Origin of the sequence: uncultured Veillonella sp. (assembly GCF_934190855.1) — a bacterium.
Lineage (GTDB): Bacteria > Bacillota > Negativicutes > Veillonellales > Veillonellaceae > Veillonella.
On the sequence record NZ_CAKPTN010000012.1, the window covers coordinates 1 to 21,805 of the forward strand.

Annotated in this window: 17 protein-coding genes and 1 other RNA gene; 16 read left to right on the forward strand and 2 right to left on the reverse strand. The window is 41.9% G+C overall.

The features are described 5' to 3' along the window. A partial coding sequence (locus Q0F90_RS01550; RefSeq protein WP_296002640.1) for a nitroreductase family protein occupies positions 1–507 on the forward strand: 507 nt, incomplete at its 5' end. Between the two features lie 159 nt (positions 508–666). Here the strand turns inward: Q0F90_RS01550 and Q0F90_RS01555 are convergent. Continuing rightward, complete coding sequence (locus Q0F90_RS01555) at positions 667–1,485, reverse strand: MetQ/NlpA family ABC transporter substrate-binding protein (protein WP_296002645.1); 819 nt, start codon at positions 1,483–1,485, stop codon at positions 667–669. Between the two features lie 341 nt (positions 1,486–1,826). Here Q0F90_RS01555 and Q0F90_RS01560 point away from each other — a divergent pair, with 341 nt between their 5' ends. The 3 genes from Q0F90_RS01560 to Q0F90_RS01570 all read left to right on the forward strand — a co-directional run bounded on the left by Q0F90_RS01560 (position 1,827) and on the right by Q0F90_RS01570 (position 4,227). After that, complete coding sequence (locus Q0F90_RS01560; protein ID WP_296002647.1) at positions 1,827–2,993, forward strand: iron-containing alcohol dehydrogenase; 1,167 nt, start codon at positions 1,827–1,829, stop codon at positions 2,991–2,993. A 189-nt stretch (positions 2,994–3,182) separates the two neighbouring features. Continuing rightward, complete coding sequence (locus Q0F90_RS01565) at positions 3,183–3,896, forward strand: AzlC family ABC transporter permease (protein WP_296002651.1); 714 nt, start codon at positions 3,183–3,185, stop codon at positions 3,894–3,896. After that, positions 3,889–4,227, forward strand: a complete 339-nt coding sequence (locus tag Q0F90_RS01570; protein ID WP_296002653.1) for a branched-chain amino acid transporter permease — start codon at positions 3,889–3,891, stop codon at positions 4,225–4,227. Before Q0F90_RS01565 ends, Q0F90_RS01570 begins: the two co-directional genes overlap by 8 nt. Before the next feature lie 143 nt (positions 4,228–4,370). On the opposite strand, the gene Q0F90_RS01575 is transcribed toward Q0F90_RS01570, so the two are convergent. Beyond that, on the reverse strand, positions 4,371–5,222 hold the full coding sequence (locus Q0F90_RS01575) for an aldo/keto reductase (RefSeq protein WP_296002656.1): 852 nt from the start codon (positions 5,220–5,222) through the stop codon (positions 4,371–4,373). Between the two features lie 111 nt (positions 5,223–5,333). Here Q0F90_RS01575 and Q0F90_RS01580 point away from each other — a divergent pair, with 111 nt between their 5' ends. The 12 genes from Q0F90_RS01580 to Q0F90_RS01635 all read left to right on the forward strand — a co-directional run. After that, positions 5,334–6,452, forward strand: coding sequence for an efflux RND transporter periplasmic adaptor subunit (locus Q0F90_RS01580; RefSeq protein WP_296002658.1), 1,119 nt, complete (start codon positions 5,334–5,336; stop codon positions 6,450–6,452). A gap of 100 nt (positions 6,453–6,552) precedes the next feature. Next, on the forward strand, positions 6,553–7,488 hold the full coding sequence (locus Q0F90_RS01585) for a DUF2156 domain-containing protein (protein WP_287292270.1): 936 nt from the start codon (positions 6,553–6,555) through the stop codon (positions 7,486–7,488). Positions 7,489–7,679: 191 nt separating this feature from the next. Then, on the forward strand, positions 7,680–8,873 hold the full coding sequence (gene eis, locus Q0F90_RS01590; protein ID WP_296002661.1) for an enhanced intracellular survival protein Eis: 1,194 nt from the start codon (positions 7,680–7,682) through the stop codon (positions 8,871–8,873). Position 8,874: 1 nt separating this feature from the next. After that, entirely contained in the window at positions 8,875–9,744 is an 870-nt protein-coding gene (locus tag Q0F90_RS01595; protein ID WP_296002664.1) for an RluA family pseudouridine synthase, read from the forward strand. Between the two features lie 416 nt (positions 9,745–10,160). After that, on the forward strand, positions 10,161–14,747 hold the full coding sequence (gene gltB / locus Q0F90_RS01600; protein ID WP_296002667.1) for a glutamate synthase large subunit: 4,587 nt from the start codon (positions 10,161–10,163) through the stop codon (positions 14,745–14,747). A 397-nt stretch (positions 14,748–15,144) separates the two neighbouring features. Next, complete coding sequence (locus Q0F90_RS01605) at positions 15,145–16,182, forward strand: hypothetical protein (RefSeq protein ID WP_296002671.1); 1,038 nt, start codon at positions 15,145–15,147, stop codon at positions 16,180–16,182. 158 nt (positions 16,183–16,340) lie between these two features. After that, positions 16,341–16,440, forward strand: an RNA gene (gene ffs / locus Q0F90_RS01610) — signal recognition particle sRNA small type. Positions 16,441–16,574: 134 nt separating this feature from the next. Continuing rightward, the gene (dnaX, locus tag Q0F90_RS01615; protein WP_296002673.1) at positions 16,575–19,262 is read left to right on the forward strand and encodes a DNA polymerase III subunit gamma/tau; all 2,688 of its coding nucleotides are present in this window, start codon (positions 16,575–16,577) and stop codon (positions 19,260–19,262) included. Positions 19,263–19,388: 126 nt separating this feature from the next. Continuing rightward, positions 19,389–19,718 (forward strand): YbaB/EbfC family nucleoid-associated protein, encoded by a 330-nt coding sequence (locus Q0F90_RS01620; RefSeq protein WP_008602262.1) that lies wholly within the window; start codon positions 19,389–19,391, stop codon positions 19,716–19,718. After that, complete coding sequence (recR, locus tag Q0F90_RS01625; RefSeq protein ID WP_004694915.1) at positions 19,719–20,315, forward strand: recombination mediator RecR; 597 nt, start codon at positions 19,719–19,721, stop codon at positions 20,313–20,315. Between the two features lies 1 nt (position 20,316). Then, positions 20,317–20,571, forward strand: a complete 255-nt coding sequence (locus Q0F90_RS01630) for a hypothetical protein (RefSeq protein ID WP_296002676.1) — start codon at positions 20,317–20,319, stop codon at positions 20,569–20,571. A 9-nt stretch (positions 20,572–20,580) separates the two neighbouring features. Then, on the forward strand, positions 20,581–21,805 hold a 1,225-nt coding region (locus Q0F90_RS01635; RefSeq protein WP_296002678.1), incomplete at its 3' end, for a UvrD-helicase domain-containing protein.

Consider the following 21,805-nt stretch of genomic DNA (forward strand, 5'->3'; position numbering starts at 1 on the left):
GTATTAAATGTTGCAAGAATGGCGCCAACAGCGACTAATACACAAGGCATTTCGTATATCGTAGTACGTGATAAACAAAAATTGCGTCGCATTGCTGATCTCGTTCTTGAATGGATGCACTTGGCTGCAAAAACAGTACCTATCATGCGCCTTTATGCTCGCGCTGCTCAAGCGGAAGTAGATAAAGGTAAGGAATATATCTTGCGCGATGCTCCAGCTCTCGTAGTAGCAATCGGCTCTAAAAAAGATATTCACCGTACTCATGATAGCGGTCACTCTTGCTTGTCCTATGCAGAGCTTTATGCACCAACATTAGGTCTTGGTACTTGTTGGGCCGGCTTCTTTGAACATGCAGGCGAAGCAGAGTACGAACCATTGTTGGAACTTTTAGGTGTACCAGAGGATAAGATTGTCGCTGGTGCCATCTTAATGGGCTATCCACGCGTTCGTTATCGCAATATTGTAGAACGTGAACCACTAGACGTTACCTTTGATACGGAAGAATAAAATAAAAGCGATACTCTAAAATTGCTTAGAGTATCGCTTTTTGGCATATAAGGAAACTTTTACTAATAATATAAGATTTATACTAAAAATTTTTCTCGATAAAACTTTTACCAATAAAAAGACCGACCTCCGATAGTATAGAGGTCGGTCTTAATTTATTTAGTTTGCAGATGTAATGGTACCTTTGAAAGTATCATTGATGAATTGTTTAATTGCATCAGATTTGTAGATGTCTGCAATTTTTTTGTATGTTTCGTTGTCTTTGTCTTGTTCGCGAACAGCAAGGATCATAACCGCTAAAGGTTCATCTTTAGGTTCTAAGAAGAAACCTTGTTTTTCTACGTTAAGGCCAGCGCTTTGAACGTAGTTCATAGGAATTGCAGCTACTACAACGTCATCTAAACTACGTGGTAATTGAGCTGCTTCTAATTCTTGGATTTGAAGGTTTTTAGGGTTAGATGTAATATCTGCTACAGTTGCTTTGAAGCCAACGCCGTCTTTCAAAGTGATAAGACCTGCTTTAGCAAGTAGTGCAAGACCACGACCTCCGTTAGTTGGATCGTTTGGAATTGCTACGATAGCGCCTTCTGGAACATCAGCTGCACTGCGTACAGAGTTACTGTATAAACCCATTGGCATTAAAATAGTTTTACCAATAGCTACTAATTTGGAACCGTTTTGTTTGTTGAAGTTTTCCATGAATGGTATATGTTGGTACGCATTTAATTGAATGTCACCATCAGCGAGGGCTTTATCTGGTGTTACGTAATCGGAGAACTCTACCACTTTAAGATCGATACCTTGTTTTTTTGCTTCTTTAGCTACTGCTTCCGCTACTTGAGCGTGAGGACCTGCAGTGGCACCGATTTTAACTTCTTTAGGCGTTTGGCCTGCTTGATTTGTATTGTTACCGCAACCAGCGATGGCGAATGCAAGTACACCAACGAGGAGAGGGGCAATAAATTTTTTGAATTTCATAATAACATCCCTTTCTACAACATATGTAATGTAAATATCCTATCATGTGAGTTGGATTTTGTATATAGATAAAAACATAGAGGTTAGCTATAGATTAAAGCTATATGCTTTAACATGTAATTAGCACATAAATTACGATAGATAAATATCTAGACAAGCATAAATAGGTAAGTATCATAATAGTGTTTACTATATCTAAAAATCTCGAAAAATGATATAATATAGTTAATAAGTTTTATACAACTTAATTTAAGCTTCACAGTTTAATATATGTATTACAATTCAATATAAGTATTATAATTTAATTTAGTAGTTGATATAGGCATACTCAGGAGGTTCCCATGTATAACTTTGATTTCTATAATCCTACCCATATCGTATTTGGTAAAGACCGTTTAGGCGAATTAGATGCATTGGTACCAAAGGATGCAAAAGTACTCATTACTTATGGTGGTGGTTCCGCCGTACGCAGTGGTCTAATTGATCGCGTAGTAGCGGCTCTTGGCAACCGCAAGGTAGAACAATTTGGTGGCATTGAGCCAAATCCATCTCTTGAAACATGTGAACGTGCAGTAGCTTTCATTAAAGAACATGGTGTGGATTTCGTTCTCGCCGTAGGTGGCGGTTCTGTAGTAGATGCTACAAAACTCATCGTTATGGGTGCCACCTATGATGGCCCTGTTATTGAGGTTATGAAAGCTGGTGTGCCAGAGGTTCCAGTGGAAATGGTGCCAAATCCATTGCCATTTGGTACAGTTATGACTCTACCTGCTACTGGTTCAGAAATGAACAATGGTGCTGTTATTACTTATGGCGACGGTAAATTCCCTGTATTTAGCAGCTTAGTATTCCCTAAGTTCTCCATGCTGGATCCAACATTGACTTTCACATTACCTGAAAAGCAAGTTAAGAATGGCGTTATCGATACCTTCGTGCATACCACAGAGCAATATTTAACATATCCTGTTGAAGGCCGTATTCAAGATCGTTTCAGTGAAGGCATTTTGAAAACTATGATTGAAATCGGCAAAGAAACAGTAGAAAATCCAGAAAACTACGACATTCGTGCTAATCACGTGTGGGCATCTACCTTGGCGTTGAATGGCTTGATTGGTGCCGGCGTGCCACAAGACTGGGCAACACATCTTATCGGTCATGAGTTAACGGCGGCTTATCATCTTGACCACGGTATTACATTAGCTATCGTATTGCCTGCATTGTTAGAAGTGAAAAAAGCAGATAAGCTTGAAAAATTGGCACAATATGCTACGCGCGTATGGCACATTACAGAAGGCACAGCAGAGGAGAAAGCAGATAAAGCTATCGCTAAAACTCGTGAATTCTTTGAGTCCCTTGGCGTATCTACGCATTTGAAAGACTATGGTCTAGGCGCTGAAGCAGTTGATAAAATTGTGAAACAATTAGAAGACCATGGTATGACACGACTTGGTGAAAAAGGCGATGTAACACCAGAAGTGGCTCGTGAAATTTTAACGCGTGCTTTATAATACATTCGGTTGAAAACAATCGAAAATTGACACTAATTATATACAGTGTATAATGAAATAGCTTATATAAAAGACACCCTATGGTGTCTTTTATTGTTCCTCGAATTAGTTTTAGGGCTTGTAAGAGGACTTTGATTACTTTTTGATTGACTATTATACAATATTTGAGTTTGAAAGGAGGCAGCCCTCATGAATGAAATAAAACGGCGAAGTGCATTTTCCTTTGCGCTTCCTATCATGATTCCTATGGGGGTAAGCTTCTTCTTCATAGGTTTAGGGTTTGGTCTGTATGCTACTAGCCAAGGCTTCCCATGGTGGACAGCGCCCGTTTTGGCAGCTACTATTTTTGCGGGCTCTATGGAGTTCGTCACTATTGGTATGCTGATGGCTGGATTTGATCCTATCAATGCTTTTATACTGACTATGTTTGTCAATGGTCGTCATTTCTTCTATGGATTGTCTGCACTCCAACGATATGTACATATGGGGTGGAAGTGGTTTCCTACTGTTGCTTGGATGTGTGATGAAAGTTTTGCTATCAATATGTCTACGAAGTTACCTGATGATGTAGATGAAAAGTGGTTTTACTTTCACGTGTCTTGGCTCAACTATGTATTTTGGGTATTTAGCACGTTTATAGGTGGTCTGTTTGGCAATCTATTAGCTACTGTAGATTTGCGTGGTATCGACTTTGTATTACCAGGTCTATTTATTGTAGTGTTTCTTGAAATGCTGCTTAATGCGAAGAATAATAAGATTAGAGCTTTCGGTGTAGTTGGTGCTGCTATGGCGATAGTCATGCTCTTATTGGTAGGAAAGTCACTCTTTATGCTTCTATCTATGAGCTGTATGTTGGTCGCTTGTTATATTGCGTATAAGTGGGGAGGTGTTCACCTTGACTAGTACGGAAATGGTCATTACTGTTGCTATTGTTGTAGCGGGAACATTACTGACTCGTTTTGGTGCGTTCCTCGTATTTCCGCCAGGTAAAAAGGCACCAGATTTTGTATTATATTTAGGAAAGGCATTGCCAGCTGCCGTTATGGGTATGCTTGTAGTATATACCTTTAAAGAAACGGTTGTCCTTGCGTATCCATATGGTATTCCTGAGTTAATTGCATTACTTGTTACTGTAGGGCTACACTTGTGGAAACGCAATATGCTCATCTCAATTGGCGTGGGAACAGCGGTGTATATGATTCTTGTTCAAGCTGTATTTAATGTGCCTAAGTAGAATAAACCATAATAAAATAAACCACTTATATCTATCTTTTATTAGATATAAGTGGTTTTGTTATTTTACATATACTATTTGGTTTATTTAGACCGTAGTATTTATTTTCATTGTCGCCAACTATAAATAGCTGTTATTGTATTCTATTTTAGTTGTAACAGTCTTTCTAGACCTGGTGCTGTATGGTGATCTTCCAAGAAGTCTTGTTGATCTAATAATTCCATAACGTCCATGTCGATGTTAGTAAGTTTGAAGTTGAATACATCAAAGTTTGCTTCCATATGGCTTACATTATTTGCCTTTGGCAATGGAATGATGCCTCGTTGGATGTGCCAACGCAAGATGATTTGGTGTTTACTAACGCCGTATTTTTCAGCCAAGCTTTTGATGATGGGATGGTCAAAAATCGGTTGGCGATCACGCGTAAATGGAGACCATGCCATGCCTACTACTTGATGTTTGCGCATCAGTTGTAATAAGGATTGGCGTTGGTTGAATGGATGGCACTCGATTTGGTTCACCACAGGTTTTACATTACAGTGGTACAACAAGTCGATGAGGCGATCTTCGTAGAAGTTAGAGAGACCTAGACCGCGTAACACGTTTTGGTCATATAATTCTTCCATAGCGCGCCAAGAGCCATAGTAATCGCCAAGAGGTTGGTGAACGAGCATGATGTCGATATAGTTAGTGTCTAATTTTTTTAGAGAGCTTTCCACAGCGCGCATCGTATTATCATAGCCCGCATCAGTGTGCCAAATTTTTGTAGTAATAATGATATCTGTACGATTAACGCCAGATGCTTTGATACCTCTACCAACGGCTTCTTCGTTGCCGTAGTAGGCCGCTGTATCCAGCAAGCGGTAACCTACGCCAAGTGCATTAGCAACGGCTTGCTCAGTTTCTCCTTCGGTGCCTGTTTTATAAGTGCCATAACCGATAGAGGGAATAAAGCTGCCGTTATTTAAAATTCTAAAGTCCATCCGTTCTTCCATGAGAACCTCCGTTATATCCATAAATTAAAGGAATTTACTTTCATACAATTCTAATTGATTTTATGATATACTAAGGTATTGATAAAAATCAATATGATAGGAAGTGACAGAATGAAAATCAATCGTTTATGTTCTGTAATTGCTATGCTTGGTGTTATACTGATGGCGCTTGCCATTGCCGGTTGCGGTCCAAAAACTGTATCCGTCGCAGAGGTAACATACAAGGACATGCCGTTGCAGATACATAATGACGCCAATGTAACAGCCCTTAACAAGGCGACGGTAACGCCGACCTTAACAGGGCAGGTCGTATATGCTGTGAAAGTAGGCGACCAAGTACAGCAAGGCCAAACCTTGGCAACTGTAGATACATCGGCTTTACAACAACAGCTGGCATCCTTACAAGGTCAGTTAGCGCAAGCACAATCGCAATCATATGCGACATCTGTGACGACCACGACGGCAGCGTCCGTAGATAGTGCTCAATTAGCACAGGCACAGAAAATGCGCGAAGCGGGCATGATTACACAAAAAGAATATGATCGCATTGTGGAACGATCTCGACCACAAACTACGACAGTAACAACTGGCGGTGGTGGCGGTGGCGCCAATACGGCGGCTATCGAGGCTCAAATCGCTCAAGTATCTGCTCAAATGGCTGCATCTACAATTGTAGCTCCTATAGCAGGTACGGTGACGGCTATTTATAACGAAGACCGTCAAATGGCGATTGCAGATCGTCCGTTTATGATGATACAACAAACAACACCGATGGTAGCATCTCTCAGCATCCCTCGTGATGCGGCGATGAAGCTGGGCACACCGGAGGCGAAAAACGGCATGAAAGTGCTCCTCAAGGTGGCTGAACAAGAATTACCAGGTGAATTAACTTACGTAGATATTACGCAACCTGAAACGGTGCCTAGCGTATTGGTGAAAGCAACTTTCAACAATGACAAAGGGCTCATTAAGGCGGGCGAATTCTATACACTCGTTATCGAATCTAATGTGAAAGCAAAAATGTTGACCGTTCCGTCCAAAGCGGTTCGGGAAAACTCTGACGGCAAATATGTGTATGTATTGACTGAAAACAATACGGTGGACGTACGCGTTGTAGAGGTAGGCATCACAGAAGGCGATGATGTAGCTATTATTTCTGGTCTAAATGCAGGTGACAAGGTTATTACAACCGACGGAACCTTTGTATTAGGCGAATCTGTAAAATTGTAATTACGAACCGAAAGGTTCTATACTAGAGTTTTAAAATTATGTGGAATGCATGATAGTAAGAAACTTTCACAGTCTGTGAAAGCAACCTCGTAAGGGGAATCTGATAGGAGGGATTATTATTTTAGAATTTAAACGTTTTGAATTAAGAGATAAACCATTGATCGACAAGTATTTTGAACAACATCATTATGAAGCATCTGACAACTGTTTCACTACCTTGTTTATGTGGCAAGATCCGTACGGCATCCGTTGGGCTGAAGAAAATGGCGTGTTGTACATCCAAGGTGGCGGTAAGCGTGAAACATTCCTATTGCCTCCATTTGCTGGTAAAGATGCTAAGTTCCTTGATGGTTTATTGCGCGCTAAAGAATGGTTCGTAGAAAATAAATTGCCATTCCGCTTTAAAGGTGTTAGCAAAGCAGTAAAAGAGCGTATGGAAGACCTATGTCCTGGTCGCTATGAGTTCACACCCGACCGCGATAACTACGAATACATTTACAAATCTGAAGATCTTATCAATTTGTCTGGTAAGAAGTTCCGTCAAAAGAAAAATCATTTAAACCAATTCCGCATGCAATATTCTAACTATGAGTACTTGCCAATTACGGAAGATATCATTCCATTATGTCGCGAAACAGCAGCGTCTTGGGTGGAAACTCACCACGAAGAAGGTATCGAAGACGAATTAGTAGCTATTAATTTGTTGTTCGATAACTGGGAAGCACTAGGCCTTAAAGGCGGCGCCATTAAATTGTTTGGACGCGTGGAAGCCTTCAGTATCGGTGAAATCTTAAATGATAGAATTGCTTTGATTCATATTGAAAAAGCAAATCCAGATATTCGTGGTTTGTACCAAGCGATTAACAATGAATTCATTCGTCATGAATTTAGTGAAGTTGAATTCATCAACCGTGAAGAAGACATGGGCCTGCCTGGTCTTCGTCAAGCAAAAGAATCTTACAACCCAGATCACTTTGCTGAAAAATATGACGCAGTATATGCTAACGAAGCAGATAATGCGACAGGCGGTAAATAAAAATCTGAGCTATGAAGCCGATGTGCTTCATAGCTCATTTTGTTATAATAGAAGTGTTAGCCTATCTATTTGTATTTAAATTGCGTATCATCATGGCGATGCGATGCGATGCGATGCGATGCGATGCGATGCGATGCGATGCGATGCGATGCGACAGATAGAGGCCTGTATGATATAACGAGGACATAATTATGGAATTTAGAATTGCGACGGCTCAAGATACGCCACATGTGGAAAATCTTTGGGCGTACTGCTTTGAACCTAAGGAAGACCCATTCTTCCAATATTATTTTACAAATTGTTATGAACCAGAAAATACAATGGTTGGTCTAGAACAAGATCAATTGTTGAGCACCGTTCATTTGCGTCAATATAATCTTAATGTACGCGGTGCTGTACTGCCTACGAGCTACATGGTGGGCGTTGCCACACATCCTGCGGCTCGCCGTGGCGGTGTAGGTGGTGCGCTATTGACCGCTGCCTTAGAGGAACTTCGTCAGCGCGGTCAAGCTATGACGATTTTGATGCCTTCTAAAGCGGCTTTTTACCAACAATATGGTTGGGAACTGTATGCTCATCAATGGGTGAACACCGTGTCTCTTGAAGACTTGCGCCCTATGACGGACAAATCCTTGAGCTTTGGTTTGCTTAACAGTGTAGACCAATGGACCTTGTTAGATCCAGTATATAAAGCGTATACAGCCCGTCTTTCTGGCTATGCTGAGCGCGGTGAAAAGGAATGGAAACGCTTGCTCGGTAGCTTCTTTGCTGAGGGCGTGAATATCGCTGTAGTGCGCAATGATGAAGGTGCTATCGAAGGATATGCGGTATATCGCTTGGGTCAACCTGAAATTCCTGTTTCTGAATTAGTTTACACTACACGTCGTGCTCAACGAGCATTGTTGAACTACTTCTATAATCACCGTTCTCAAGGTACTTCTATTCGTTGGAATGAAGGCCTTCACGATACATACTATCGTTTCTACCCAGATGGCAGAAGCGGCCATGCAACTATGCCGTATATGATGAGTCGTATCGTTGATGTGAAAGCGGCTCTTGAAGCGATTCCTGTAAATCCTGAGGCATTGATGATGCCAATTACATTGACCTTTGGTGTTAAAGATAGCCTTTGCGCATGGAACGAAGGTCGCTACGAAGTACAATACGGCGGTGCTTTAACGCCAACCGTTAAGAAAGTATCTGATACGCTTGAAGGCGAAGTCGATCTTACTGTTGAAGTAGGCGCTTTGAGCCAACTTTTGATGGGCACCCTTACAGCACGTGACCTTGCCTTTGAAGGGAAACTTTCAGTCGGGGAAGAATGGTTAGACTATTTCGACATCCTCTATCCTGAACAAAAAACATATATTAACGAGTGGTGGTAATATGAGCTGGAAAACGTATACGGTAAAAGAGCCGACAGAATTAACAGTCTCTAAATATGTAAAGGAACGATTTTCTCTATCCTCTCGGGATATTCAAATGATGTTTCGCAAGAAACGGGTGAAAGTAAATAGCCGTGTAGCCCATTCCCAACGAGCACTTAAAAAGGGTGATGTGCTCACGTTAGAATTACCGCAAGATAAGGATTATGGGGTAGATGTAGAAAAGGGGCCTATTACCGTTCTCTACGAAGATGCACATACCTTGGTGGTCAATAAGGATCCCTTTATGCTCGTTCACCCCGCAGGACAAACAAAGTCTTGTACATTGAGCAACTATGTAGCTGGTTATTATGCGAAGAAGGGCGTAGTTCATAAGGTTCGCCCTGTGCATCGCCTCGACCGTGATACATCGGGTTGTATTCTCTTTGGTAAAACTAAGGAAGCACAGCAGTACTACACAGATGAACTACAAGCTGGTCGTATCGACCGCATCTATTCAGGCCTTGTAGAAGGTCGCATTGATGAGGATGGTGTTGTGGATGCGCCTATCGGGGTGGATCCAGTATTTGATAACCGCCGTGTCATCGATGAATTTGGTCAACCGGCACAAACGGAATATACCGTTCTTGGTCATGATGGGAATCATAGTTTATTGCGATTTAAACTGCTCACAGGGCGAACTCATCAAATCCGTGTACACATGGAGCACATAGGCCATCCTATCGTTGGCGATGCTATGTATGGTACACGTAACAAACCTTATACACGTCAATGCTTACATGCATCGGAATTGACCTTTGTACCTTATGGTAAGGACGAAGCGATTACGGTGACTTGTGAAGTAGGGGACGAATTTGGTCGTGAAAAATAGTAATTGCTTTTATAAGTATCATCAACTATAATCTACATGATGATGTGGTCATAGAGCGTGCCACGTAAAATAAAGAAAGCTCAATCGCTAGATGTGGACATAGAGCGTGCCACGTAAAACAAAAAAAGCTCAATCGATGATAAACAAATATAGCTATTGATGATTGTGTATTCTTGTATACAAAAAACAATAGTGATAAAAACTCATAGTCTATGCGTCAAAAGCATAGACTATGTTTTTTTTATATTTTCAATTCCCAGTGGACAGGAGTATACTGTGTATAGACATAAAATTCTATAGACTATAAAGTTTATGATTTTATCATGAAATAGTTTGTTAGTTATACTTTCACCAAGCCCGAACGGAACGATGCCGCAGTGCTTGGGATGATCAAGTGATATGAAGGAGTGCACGTTATGGATATGAATCAGAGCACAATTAAGCAACAACGTCTAGATCAAGCTAGACTCGAAGCCAATGGTATGTACAGCAGCCAATTTGAAAAGGATGCATGCGGCATGGGCTTTGTCGTTAATATTAAGGGTAAAAAATCCCATGATATTATTGATGATGGTTTGCGCATTTTAGAGCGCCTTGAGCACCGTGGTGGTGCAGGTGCCGATAAGGACACAGGGGATGGCGCCGGTATTTTAGTACAAATTCCTCATGAGTTCTTTAAACGCGAATGCGAAGTGCTTGGCATTAACTTGCCTTCTGCTGGTGATTACGGCGTAGGTATGGTCTTTGCCCATAAATATGAAAGTCTTCGTAACGAGCAAAAACGCATTTTTGAAGAGGTTGTACGCGAAGAAGGTCAAGTTGTTCTCGGCTGGCGTGAAGTACCAGTCGATGGTACGAAGGTTGGTCAAGAGGCCGCAGCTATTCGTCCTTGGATGATTCAAATTCTCATCGGCAAAGGTCCAGATGTAACGAATAATAAAGAATTCGAACGCAAATTGTACATCATCCGTAAATTGGCGGAAAAACGCATCATTCCGTTGAGCAAGGAGTTATCTAGCGACTTCTATATCGCATCTTTGTCCTCTAAAACAATTGTATATAAAGGTATGTTAACACCTGGTCAATTGCGTGACTTCTACCTTGATTTGAGCGACCTTGATTTCACATCTGCGTTGGCAATGGTTCACTCTCGTTTCAGTACGAATACATTCCCAAGCTGGGCTCGGGCGCATCCTAACCGTTTCTTAGTGCATAATGGTGAAATCAACACGATTCGCGGTAACGTAAACTGGATTAATGCTCGTGAAGGTAAAGCAGAATCTCCATTATTCCCAGATATTAAAAAGGTATTCCCTGTAGTAGATGATAGTGGTTCTGACTCCGCTATGTTTGACAATACATTGGAATTCTTGCACATGACAGGTCGTTCCTTGCCTCATGCAATCATGATGATGATTCCTGAGCCTTGGGAACGCAATAATCTCATGAGCAAAGAAAAACATGACTTCTATGAGTTCAATAGCTTCATGATGGAACCATGGGATGGTCCTGCTGCAATGGGCTTCACTGATGGTACAGTTATCGGTGGCGTACTTGACCGTAATGGTTTGCGTCCTGCTCGTTACTATGTAACAACTGATGATCGTGTTATCATGGCGTCTGAAGTTGGTGTTGTGAACGAAAACGCTGAAAATATTCGCGCTAAAGGTCGCTTGGAACCAGGCAAAATGCTTCTCATCGATACAGAGGAACAACGCATTATTTCCGATGAAGAAATCAAGCAACGGGTTGCTACTGAATTGCCATATGATGAATGGGTAAAAGAACACGTTATCCACTTGTCTGAAATTACCCAAGCCGATGAAAGCGACATTCCTAAAGTAGAGGACTTGTTCAAAAATCAACAAGCCTTTGGTTATACGCAAGAAGACCTTGTACGCATGATTGTACCTATGGCAAAGGATGGTAAAGACCCTGTAGGTGCTATGGGTGCCGATGCTCCACTTGCTATCTTGTCCGATAAACCACAATTGTTATACAGCTACTTCAAGCAAATGTTCGCCCAAGTAACAAATCCTCCAATCGATTCCATTCGGGAGGAAATGGTTACATCTACTCGGGTTATGCTTGGTAACTCTGGTAACTTAACAGATCCAAACAAAGCTGGTACGTATGCGTTATCCATGCGTACACCAATCCTTACAAATCAAGAATTGGCGTCTATCAAGGCTCTTGACTGCCGTCGCATGAAATCCGTTACATTGCCAATCCTCTTCGATCCAACTAAGGGTGCTGAAGGCTTGCGCGATGCATTAGATGAATTATGCGCTAAAGCAGAAGAAGCAGCACGTACAGAGCAAAATGTATTAATTTTATCCGACCGTGGCGTCGATGAAAATCATGCACCAATTCCAGCATTATTGGCTGTAGCGGCTGTTCACAATCACTTGATTAACAAGGTATTGCGTACAGAAATCGGTCTTATCCTCGAATCTGGTGAGCCACGCGAAGTTCATCATTTCTGTACATTAATCGGTTATGGTGTAACAGCTATCAATCCATACTTGGCTCTTGAAACTGTACGCGATTTACAAGCTCGTAAACGCCTTGGCGATATTACACCAGAACAAGCTGAAAAGAACTACATCAAAGCAGCTGTAGGCGGTATCATGAAGGTTATGTCCAAAATGGGTATTTCCACAGTTCGCTCCTACCATGGTGCACAAATCTTTGAAGCCTTGGGCTTAAATACTAACTTCATCAACAAGTTCTTTGTAAATACGCCAACACGTATCGGAGGTATAGGCCTTGGCGGTGTAGCACACGAAGCCTTAGCTCGTTATGAACGTGCTTTCAAATCCGACGAAACTGTACTCGAACCAGGTGGTTGGTACGGTCCTGTAAAAGATGGTGAAGAGCATTTGTTCAATCCTAAGACTATCGATCTTTTACAAGAATCCCTTATCAATAGCGACTATGCTAAGTATAAAGAATATTCTAAAGCGATTCGCAATGATTACCACGTTACATTGCGTTCCTTGATGGAGTTGAACTACCCAGTAGGTGGCGGTATTCCTATTGAAGAAGTTGAAGCCGAAGAATCCATCGTAAAACGCTTTAAAGCGGGCGCTATGAGTTATGGTGCCATCAGTAAAGAGGCGCATGAAGCGATTGCTATCGCAATGAACCGACTTGGCTCTACATCTAACTCTGGTGAAGGTGGCGAAGATGTAGCTCGTTTCAAACCATTGCCAAACGGCGACAGCATGAACTCCGAAGTAAAACAGATCGCTTCTGGTCGTTTCGGTGTAACTGCGAACTACCTCATCCACGCAAAAGAGTTGCAAATTAAATGTGCTCAAGGTGCTAAACCAGGTGAAGGTGGTCAATTACCAGGTAAAAAAGTATACCCTGAAATTGCAAAAGCTCGTCACTCCACTCCAGGCGTAGAGCTCGTATCTCCTCCACCTCATCACGATATTTACTCCATCGAAGATTTGGCTGAGTTGATTTACGACTTGAAATGCGTCAACAAAGATGCTCGTATTTCCGTTAAATTAACATCTGAAGCAGGCGTTGGTACTATCGCGGCCGGCGTTGCAAAAGCAAAAGCAGATAATATCTTAATCTCTGGTTACGACGGCGGTACAGGTGCGGCAGGCCGTACATCTGTAAAACACGCTGGTGTGCCTTGGGAATTAGGTTTGTCCGAAACTCATCAAACATTGATGCTCAACAGATTGCGTGACCGCGTTCAATTAGAGGTAGACTCCAAGTTGATGACAGGTTTCGACGTAGCTGTAGCGGCTATGCTCGGTGCTGAGCTATTCGGCTTCGGTACATTGCCACTCGTTGCAGTAGGCTGTAAAATGGCTCGCGTATGTAATCTCAACACATGCCCTTATGGCGTAGCTACACAAGATGAAAAATTGCGTGCTCGTTTCACAGGTAAACCTGAGTATGTAGAAAACTTGATGATCTTTATTGCTCGTGAGTTGCGCGAAATTATGGCTCGTTTAGGCATTCGCTCCGTAGCTGAGCTGGTTGGTCGTATTGATCTCGTTCGTCAAAAATCTCAAGACGATAACTTTAAATTGTCTCGCGTTGACCTTAAACGTGTATTGTTCCGCCCATACATCGATTCCTCTGTAGGACACATGCACACTGTTGATCAAGATCACGAGTTGGAACGCACTTTGGATATGTCCAAACTCTTGCGCATGTGCCGTCCTGCTATTGAGGACCAAAAACCGATTCGCGCTAAATTGGCTATTACAAACATTAACCGTGTAGTAGGTACTTTGGTTGGCTCTGAGGTGACTCGTCGTTATGGTGAAAGCGGCTTGCCAGACAATACAATCAAGTTGAACTTTGAAGGCTCTGCAGGCCAATCTTTCGGTGCTTTCATCCCTAAAGGTATGACATTAGAACTTGAAGGGGATGCAAACGATTACCTCGGTAAAGGTTTATCCGGTGGTACTATTACTGTATATCCGCCTAAAGACTCTATCTTTGAAGCTGACGAAAACATCCTTATCGGTAACGTTGCCTTCTATGGTGCCACATCTGGTACATCCTACATCAATGGTGTAGCTGGCGAACGTTTCGCCGTTCGTAACAGTGGTATCACTGCCGTTGTAGAAGGTGTAGGCGACCATGGTTGTGAATACATGACTGGTGGCGAAGTTCTTGTACTCGGTAAAATCGGCCGTAACTTCGCAGCAGGTATGTCCGGTGGTTATGCGTATATCCTCGATTGCGATGAACGCTATGTAAATACAGGTCTTGTAGAATTACGCCCAGCTAATACTGAAGATGACCTTAAACGCATTAAAGAATTGGTAGAACAACACGTTTTACACACTAATTCCACTAAAGGCCGTCACATCCTTGAAAACTGGAATAACTTTGTAAATAGATTTACAAAAGTTGTACCTGTAGCATATGAAGAAATGCACGCTGCTATTGAACGATATAAAGAACAAGGCTTATCCTTGGAAGAAGCTCAATTGGCTGCATTCAAAGAAAAATATGCAAAATAGAAGAAAATATGTATTAAGATGCTAAAATTTATAGTCTCCCTATGTTACCTAAAATTATTTAAGTGAGATTTGTTGTAAGATATCTATAGTATTTAATTTTGCCTAATGCAAAGGAGTTTATAACTCTTTTACATTAGGCAGTTTTATTATTTAATCTTAAATAAATACAATTATGGTAAAATTATTATTAAGAAGAGCCGATTATTTCTATAAAATTTTATTATAACCAAATTTTAATGATATGTTACTCTAATTTTGTTTAGATGTAATTAGTCGATTTATTTGTTGAAACATAAACATAATAGCTGTTTAGATTCTTTGTAGCTAAGGTAATAGGAAAGTTTTAACTTACTTTAAGGTATTCACATAGTATATTGGGGAAAAGAGGATAATTTATTTGGACTTTTATATTTCAAAATTTAAAGAACCTATTGATGCAATAAATAAGATTAATGAATTATTTGATATTGAACTCTCTAAGTTAGATGATACTTTTGTTATTGTATTTGATATGAATTTTGTAAGGCCATTTCCTTTATGTTATATTGCACATGGCATAAAGGAGTTTTTGGCTATTGCAAGGAAAAGAAGACCAGATATAACTTTTAAGGTAAGATATACTCCTAGTCAAAGTGGTTTTTCATATGCTTCTAATATGGGATTCTTTAAATTTATATCAAAATTTATTGATATAGGCCGTCCGCCAGGTGAGTTGTCAGGGAGTCAAAATTACTTACCTATAAAGCTTGAAAGCTTTAGCGAGAAAAAAAGGATAAAAGGAATATTTTTAGAAGATGGAGCTGTTGCTGAGTTAACAGCAAAAGAATTATCCAATGTTTTGGTTCATGACAACAATGAGCTCAAAAATCTTTACAACTATTTGTTAAGAGAGTTGATAAGAAATATTCCAGAACACTCAAATAGTGATATAGTAGGATATGCTGCACAGTATTGGCCTAGCTGGAGGCTTTCAGAAATATGTGTATTTGATGAAGGTCGTGGTATTTTTGATAGTCTGAAATCAAATAGTATTCATGCTGAGTATATTGAGTCTGATCAAGAGGCTTTAGAGTATGCTTTGGCTCCTGGGATATCAGAATGCTTTGCACCAGGAGGAGAAAATCTAGATAAATCAGAATGGGCGAATTCTGGGTATGGATTATATTTTATTAGTGAAATCTGTAAACAATTAAAAGGCTCTTTGTTGATTATATCTGGAGCAAGTTATATATACCAAAAGCCTAATGGACAGAGGCTATATGGTGATGCATATTTTAAGGGGACTATTGTAAGAATTAGCTTACCTTCTACAGTAGAATTTAATGTTGAACAAATGTTAAATGATATTCGTAGAAATGCTGAAACAATTGCTAAATCAATGGATAATACATACCACAGCGCATCAATGTCATCTAGTATGGTTAAAGTCAAATGATTTTTATGGAGTCGTATACGAGTTTGATTATAGATTTATTATTTAAACAGAATATTTATTGATATCTATTAAAAATGGATATATTAATAACTAATGGTGCTAGACTTCCTATATTGCATAATGTATAATATCTATATTGCAATATTGGATCATGGCAGTTCTCGGGCCCGTGCAATGGGGGCCTGTGAATCGTGTCAGGACTGAGAGGTAGCAGCACTAAGCGGTAACCTTCATGTGCCACGGGGAACCCGGGGGCTGTCGTGATCGAATATTGCAAGGCGGCCTGAGGGGCCGCTTTTTTTATGTCTAATCTAAGGTCTATAAAATGAGTCAGATTTCTGCGAATATGGTATAATAAAGTATTGTAATTTTCGGAAAAAGGGGGTGTTCCAATGGCATATATTGCGTTATATCGTAAGTACCGTCCGCAGACGTTTACTGATGTGGTTGGTCAGCATCAAGTATCGGATACATTGATGCGTGCTATCCGCGAGGATAAGGTAGCTCATGCGTATTTGTTTGCTGGTCCGCGAGGGACTGGTAAAACGAGTATGGCCAAGATTTTTGCACGCGCTATCAACTGTGAGCATGGGCCAACGGATCATCCTTGTAAAGAGTGTAGTGCTTGTAAATCGATTTTGAGCGGTCAGTCCATGGACGTTCTTGAAATCGACGCCGCATCCAATCGTGGTATCGATGAGGTGCGTGCTCTTCGTGAAAGCGTTAAATTTATGCCTGTTGAGGGCCGTAAAAAGGTATTCATCATCGATGAAGCTCACATGCTTACGACTGAAGCGTGGAATGCACTTTTAAAAACTATCGAAGAGCCACCGGCTCACGTTATGTTTATCTTCGCTACTACAGAGATTGAAAAGTTACCTGTTACCATCGTATCTCGTTGTCAGCGATACACCTTTAGACGGATTACGTCTGACGATATTGCACAGCGTTTATCCTATGTAGCTGAACAAGAAGGCTTTGGGTTAGATCCTGCAGCGGCACAGCTTATCGCTGTACATGCAGACGGCGGTTTGCGTGATGCATTGAGTATTTTAGACCAATGTGCGGGTATGGCTACAGGTACTATTACACCTCAAGTAGTAGAGGAATTGATCGGCCTGGTTAGCAAGGAATGGATCATTCACTTCCTAGATGCGCTACGCAATGGGGATGGACCAAAATTACTGTCCTATATTCACGATGCCTTAGCAGAAGGTCGTGATGCGACACAGATTATGGAAGCCCTCATTCAGCACGTGCGTGCCTTGCTTGTTGGTAAGGTCGCACCTGACGCAGATGAGCTCAAGGTATATGATGCCTTTAAAGATGAGTTTTTGGCTCAAGCTGACAGCATCGATTTTAATGAGCTTAATCAATATGTGCGCAGTGCTCAATCCATAATGAATGATGCGAAACAGGTGGATAATCCACGAACTATCATCGAAATGGGCTTGCTCGTTCTTTGTGCTAAATTAGGCTCTGTTGATGAAAGCCTAGAAGACCGCATATATGCACTAGAGGCTTCAGAACGGTCTGAACGGAACGATTTATTGAACCGCATGGCTCAATTAGAACAACGCGGTCCGGCGGCTCCTACGCCTGCTTATGGTGCCAATGCATTCGGTCCGCCTAGTGGCTATGCGAATAGCTTTGTTCCTGTAGATAATGCGGCTGTACAGAATGCTTCCATGAGTAGCGCTCAACCTAGTACCGTTGGTACAGTGCCTCCTCCAAGTAGTGTGGGCATGACACCGCCACCTGCGAGTGTAGGTATGACCCCTCCACCTATGGGGGCACCAGGTAGTACACCTCCTCCTATGAATGGAGTAGGTATGGCTCCGCCTCCAATGGGAGGCGTTGGTATGGCACCACCACCAAGTACAAGTAGTGCACCACAACGACCTGCTAGAAATCAAGCTAAAGGTCGTGGTAAAAAAGGCATTAGTACACAGGCTATCATTAGTGATCAAATCTTGTCTGCTCAAGAGTATCGCAATGTACAGTCTAATGTCATTAAATACTTGAAGGACAGCAATCGAAATATGACCTCCACCGTTATCGGTCAAGGTCAGCTTGTCTACGTAGACCAAAGCAAGGCTGTTATGGCCTTTAAAAATACATTGCACCTCAATGTAATGACCAATGAAGTAAACTTGGCGGAAGCGGCGGATGCTTTCACCTATACGTTGGGCTATCCAGTACATGTGGAAATAGTAGATGCTCTTACACAAGTTTACAAAGACTATAAAAAGGCCTCTGGTAGTACGACACAGCGCCAAGTAAAAGCACCGCAACGTCCACCAGAACCAATGGTTGATGTACAGAAGACCTCTGGTGGTCAACCGACACAAATGGATTTAACAAATCCATCGGCGTCACAAGGTAGTGCACAAGTTGGTCATGCTACTACTGAAGAACAATCTAGTAAGCCTGATTCCGCAGCAGTAGATGCGGCAAAGGCAGCAGCTTTGGCATTCTTAGCTAAAAAGACGGGCGGTACCAATGCTACTAGCAGTAGTGTGAATACAGGTACAACAGTTGCTTCAGCAGAAGGACAAACATCTGGCGGAGATGTGCCGATTACATCCTTTGATGGCAGTCCGTCCGGACCGGTTCCAGACGGAGAAATCCCTATCGAGTCGCTAGCAGGTTCTATTGAAGGCGATGATATTCCTGTTCATTCCTTTGATGATGTACCTGTAGATGACATGGAGGAATCCTATGTATCATCCTTAGATGATATGCCGCCACATCCATTAGATAGTGTCACTGTTATTAGCGATGATGGGGAAGTTTTAGAACGCCCTATGGATAGCGGGGCCCATATCGAGGTAGAAGCTGTCCCAAAGTCTAACGGGGGCGAACAGCAACAGGGAACCCCTTATCAAAGTGGAGACCAGGCTATGCTTTCACAAGCACCTATTGAAGTAGCGCCCATCGATAGCGTGACGGTGGCTCGTGAATATGCATGGGATCCAGAGCATATGACGGAAGAGGAGCGAAACAATCCTCTCTTAGCAGAAACATTAGAGAAACTATCTGAAGACCACGACATCATCGTCGAGGTCATCGAAGAATAAATTTTTGAGTATACCCGTTGGTCCTAAGACCTTCAGGTGACGTATATGTTAAAAGTCTATGTCGTATAGTTAGAGTTATGGACATAGATAGTTAGTAAGGACAAGGTCCTAAAAGGAGGAATTACAATGTTTGGTAAAGGTATGGGCAATATGGCTGGCATGATGAAAAAAGTTCAAAAAATGCAAGCAGATATGAAGAAAATGCAAGAAGAATTAAAAACTCGTACAGTAGAGGCTTCCGTTGGTGGCGGCGCTGTAACAGTTGTAATGAACGGTGAAAAAATCATCGAGTCTTTGAAATTGAACCCAACTGCAGTTGATCCTGAAGACGTAGAAATGTTAGAAGATTTAGTGATGGCTGCTGTAAATGAAGCTAGTAAAAAAGTAGACGACCTCTTGGCTCAAGAAATGGGCAAAGTAACTGGTGGTCTTAACTTGCCAACAGGTTTATTCTAAATGACAAACGCTTTAGAACGGCTCGTAGAGCAGTTGCGCCGCTTGCCGGGTATCGGTTCCAAGTCGGCTAGACGCTTGGCCTATCATTTGGTAGAAATGCCGAAGGAAGAGGTAGACCGTCTCGTGGAAACCATCGTAGAAGCGAAGGGGGCTACGCGTCACTGTTCTATTTGCTTTAACTTATCAGCTCAAGACCCTTGCGAATTCTGTAGCAATCCAAATCGCGATCAAACGACGATCATGGTCGTTGAAACATCTCGCGATGTGATTGCCATCGAGCGTAGTGGTGACTATAAGGGCTTATATCACGTATTGGAAGGTGCCTTGTCCCCTATGGAGGGCATCGGTGCTGACGATATTCGCGTAAAAGAATTGATTGCTCGCCTTCGTGATGGTGTCGTACAAGAGGTTATCCTCGCCACTGACCCAGACGTAGAAGGGGAAGCGACAGCTCTCTATTTGGCGCGCTTATTAAGTCCTAGTGGTATTAAGGTAACACGTATTGCCCGCGGTGTGCCTGTAGGTGGCGATATCGAATATGCCGATGAATTAACGTTAGGCGGTGCCGTAGTAAACCGTCAAGAAATGAAAGGATAATATGGAAGCTTTATTAGCATCAACACCGATTTCCGCGGTTATTTCTATTGCTGTAGCCTACATTGCTTTCAAAGTAGCATTTTTCACTCTTAAAAGAGTAGTTTTAAATGCAGTAACAGGTGCTTTAACATATTGGGTATGTGTAAATGTTCTCAATATTCCTATGGACATTGGTATGGGTACATGGGCATTGACTGCAATTTTAGGCCCTATTCCAATGCTCATTGCTGCCGGATGGTACGGCTTTTTAAAATAGGAGGCTATCATGCTTATCAATCGTGAACAACAACGCGTTATTGATGAAGTTGAACAGAATATCCTCTTGTTAGCGTCCGCTGGGACGGGAAAAACGAATACACTTGCTTATCGAGTGGCTCACCTCATCGAGGGCGGCTATGCGAAAGCGGAGAATATCTTGTGCATGACCTTTACGAACAAGGCCGCAAACGAGATGAAAGACCGCATTCAATCGCTCGTAGGCAGTCCTGCAAAGGCTGTGGAGGTTAGTACATTCCACAGCTTTTGCTTTTTCGTGCTCCAACAAGAGGGCAAGCGGAACGAAACCTTGTATACGGATGTAACTATCTTTGACGAAGAGGATTGTAAGGAATTGTCTGAACCGTATCGTCCAGGTAAATTGCGAGAAATGTCCTTTGCGAACATCATCGCTATGGTGAAAGAATATCGTTCCTTGTATGGTTACTATTCTGATGACCTTGTAGGCGATTATAAACGAACTATTGAACGTTTGCAAAAGGAACAGCGTAGCGCCATTGAACAGCAGTTTTCTAGCTTTGGCAATGTCCTCTACAGTGAACTCCATGACTTCTTGAACCATGGTCACGAATGGATTGCCGCTTATGATGAAAGCTTAGCCACCGTACATGGTCTGGATTTTATGGACCTTATCTGCGGTGTTCATCGTCTCTTCCAAGATCCTGTCGTTCGGGAGCGCTGGCGCAGTCGTTACAGTTATATTTCTGTAGATGAGATGCAAGATACAGGCGTACTTGAGTATAAGGTATTAGAAATGATCTGGGAAGGTAATCACGTCCTCTTGTGCGGTGACTATTTCCAAACCATATACGAATGGCGTGGGTCCGATCCATTCCGTTTGCTTAAGCAATTCGATGTGGACTTCAAGCCTTTAAAAATCATCTTCTATGAAAACTACCGCTCTAACTGGACGCTCTTTACGATGGCTTTCAAAACATTGCAAAATATGTTCCCTGACCTCGTAGGCTCTATATATACTGAATTGCCTCGCGCTAATAGTGAAAGAAAGGGAAAGCCCGTTCTTATTAAAGGTTGTAAAAATAGTTATTTAGAGGGCCGCTATATTTATGAAGCCATTTGTGCCTTGCCAAAGGATGCGAATATTGGTGTTCTTGTACGGGATAATAAAAAGGCGCAGCGATTGAGCGACTCCTTTGAACGCCTGAACAATGAAAAGCCTGAAGAGGAACGTCGTCACTTTATGATTATTGACG

What these genes read in the sequence shown, in the direction of transcription:
- gltB (WP_296002667.1), top strand. Translation starts at nt 10,161, where the DNA reads ATGGATATGAATCAGAGCACAATTAAGCAACAACGTCTAGATCAAGCT.
- Q0F90_RS01595 (WP_296002664.1), top strand. Translation starts at nt 8,875, where the DNA reads ATGAGCTGGAAAACGTATACGGTAAAAGAGCCGACAGAATTAACAGTC.
- Q0F90_RS01580 (WP_296002658.1), top strand. Translation starts at nt 5,334, where the DNA reads ATGAAAATCAATCGTTTATGTTCTGTAATTGCTATGCTTGGTGTTATA.
- Q0F90_RS01555 (WP_296002645.1), bottom strand. Translation starts at nt 1,485, where the DNA reads ATGAAATTCAAAAAATTTATTGCCCCTCTCCTCGTTGGTGTACTTGCA.
- dnaX (WP_296002673.1), top strand. Translation starts at nt 16,575, where the DNA reads ATGGCATATATTGCGTTATATCGTAAGTACCGTCCGCAGACGTTTACT.
- Q0F90_RS01575 (WP_296002656.1), bottom strand. Translation starts at nt 5,222, where the DNA reads ATGGAAGAACGGATGGACTTTAGAATTTTAAATAACGGCAGCTTTATT.
- Q0F90_RS01560 (WP_296002647.1), top strand. Translation starts at nt 1,827, where the DNA reads ATGTATAACTTTGATTTCTATAATCCTACCCATATCGTATTTGGTAAA.
- Q0F90_RS01630 (WP_296002676.1), top strand. Translation starts at nt 20,317, where the DNA reads ATGGAAGCTTTATTAGCATCAACACCGATTTCCGCGGTTATTTCTATT.
- Q0F90_RS01565 (WP_296002651.1), top strand. Translation starts at nt 3,183, where the DNA reads ATGAATGAAATAAAACGGCGAAGTGCATTTTCCTTTGCGCTTCCTATC.
- Q0F90_RS01620 (WP_008602262.1), top strand. Translation starts at nt 19,389, where the DNA reads ATGTTTGGTAAAGGTATGGGCAATATGGCTGGCATGATGAAAAAAGTT.
- recR (WP_004694915.1), top strand. Translation starts at nt 19,719, where the DNA reads ATGACAAACGCTTTAGAACGGCTCGTAGAGCAGTTGCGCCGCTTGCCG.
- eis (WP_296002661.1), top strand. Translation starts at nt 7,680, where the DNA reads ATGGAATTTAGAATTGCGACGGCTCAAGATACGCCACATGTGGAAAAT.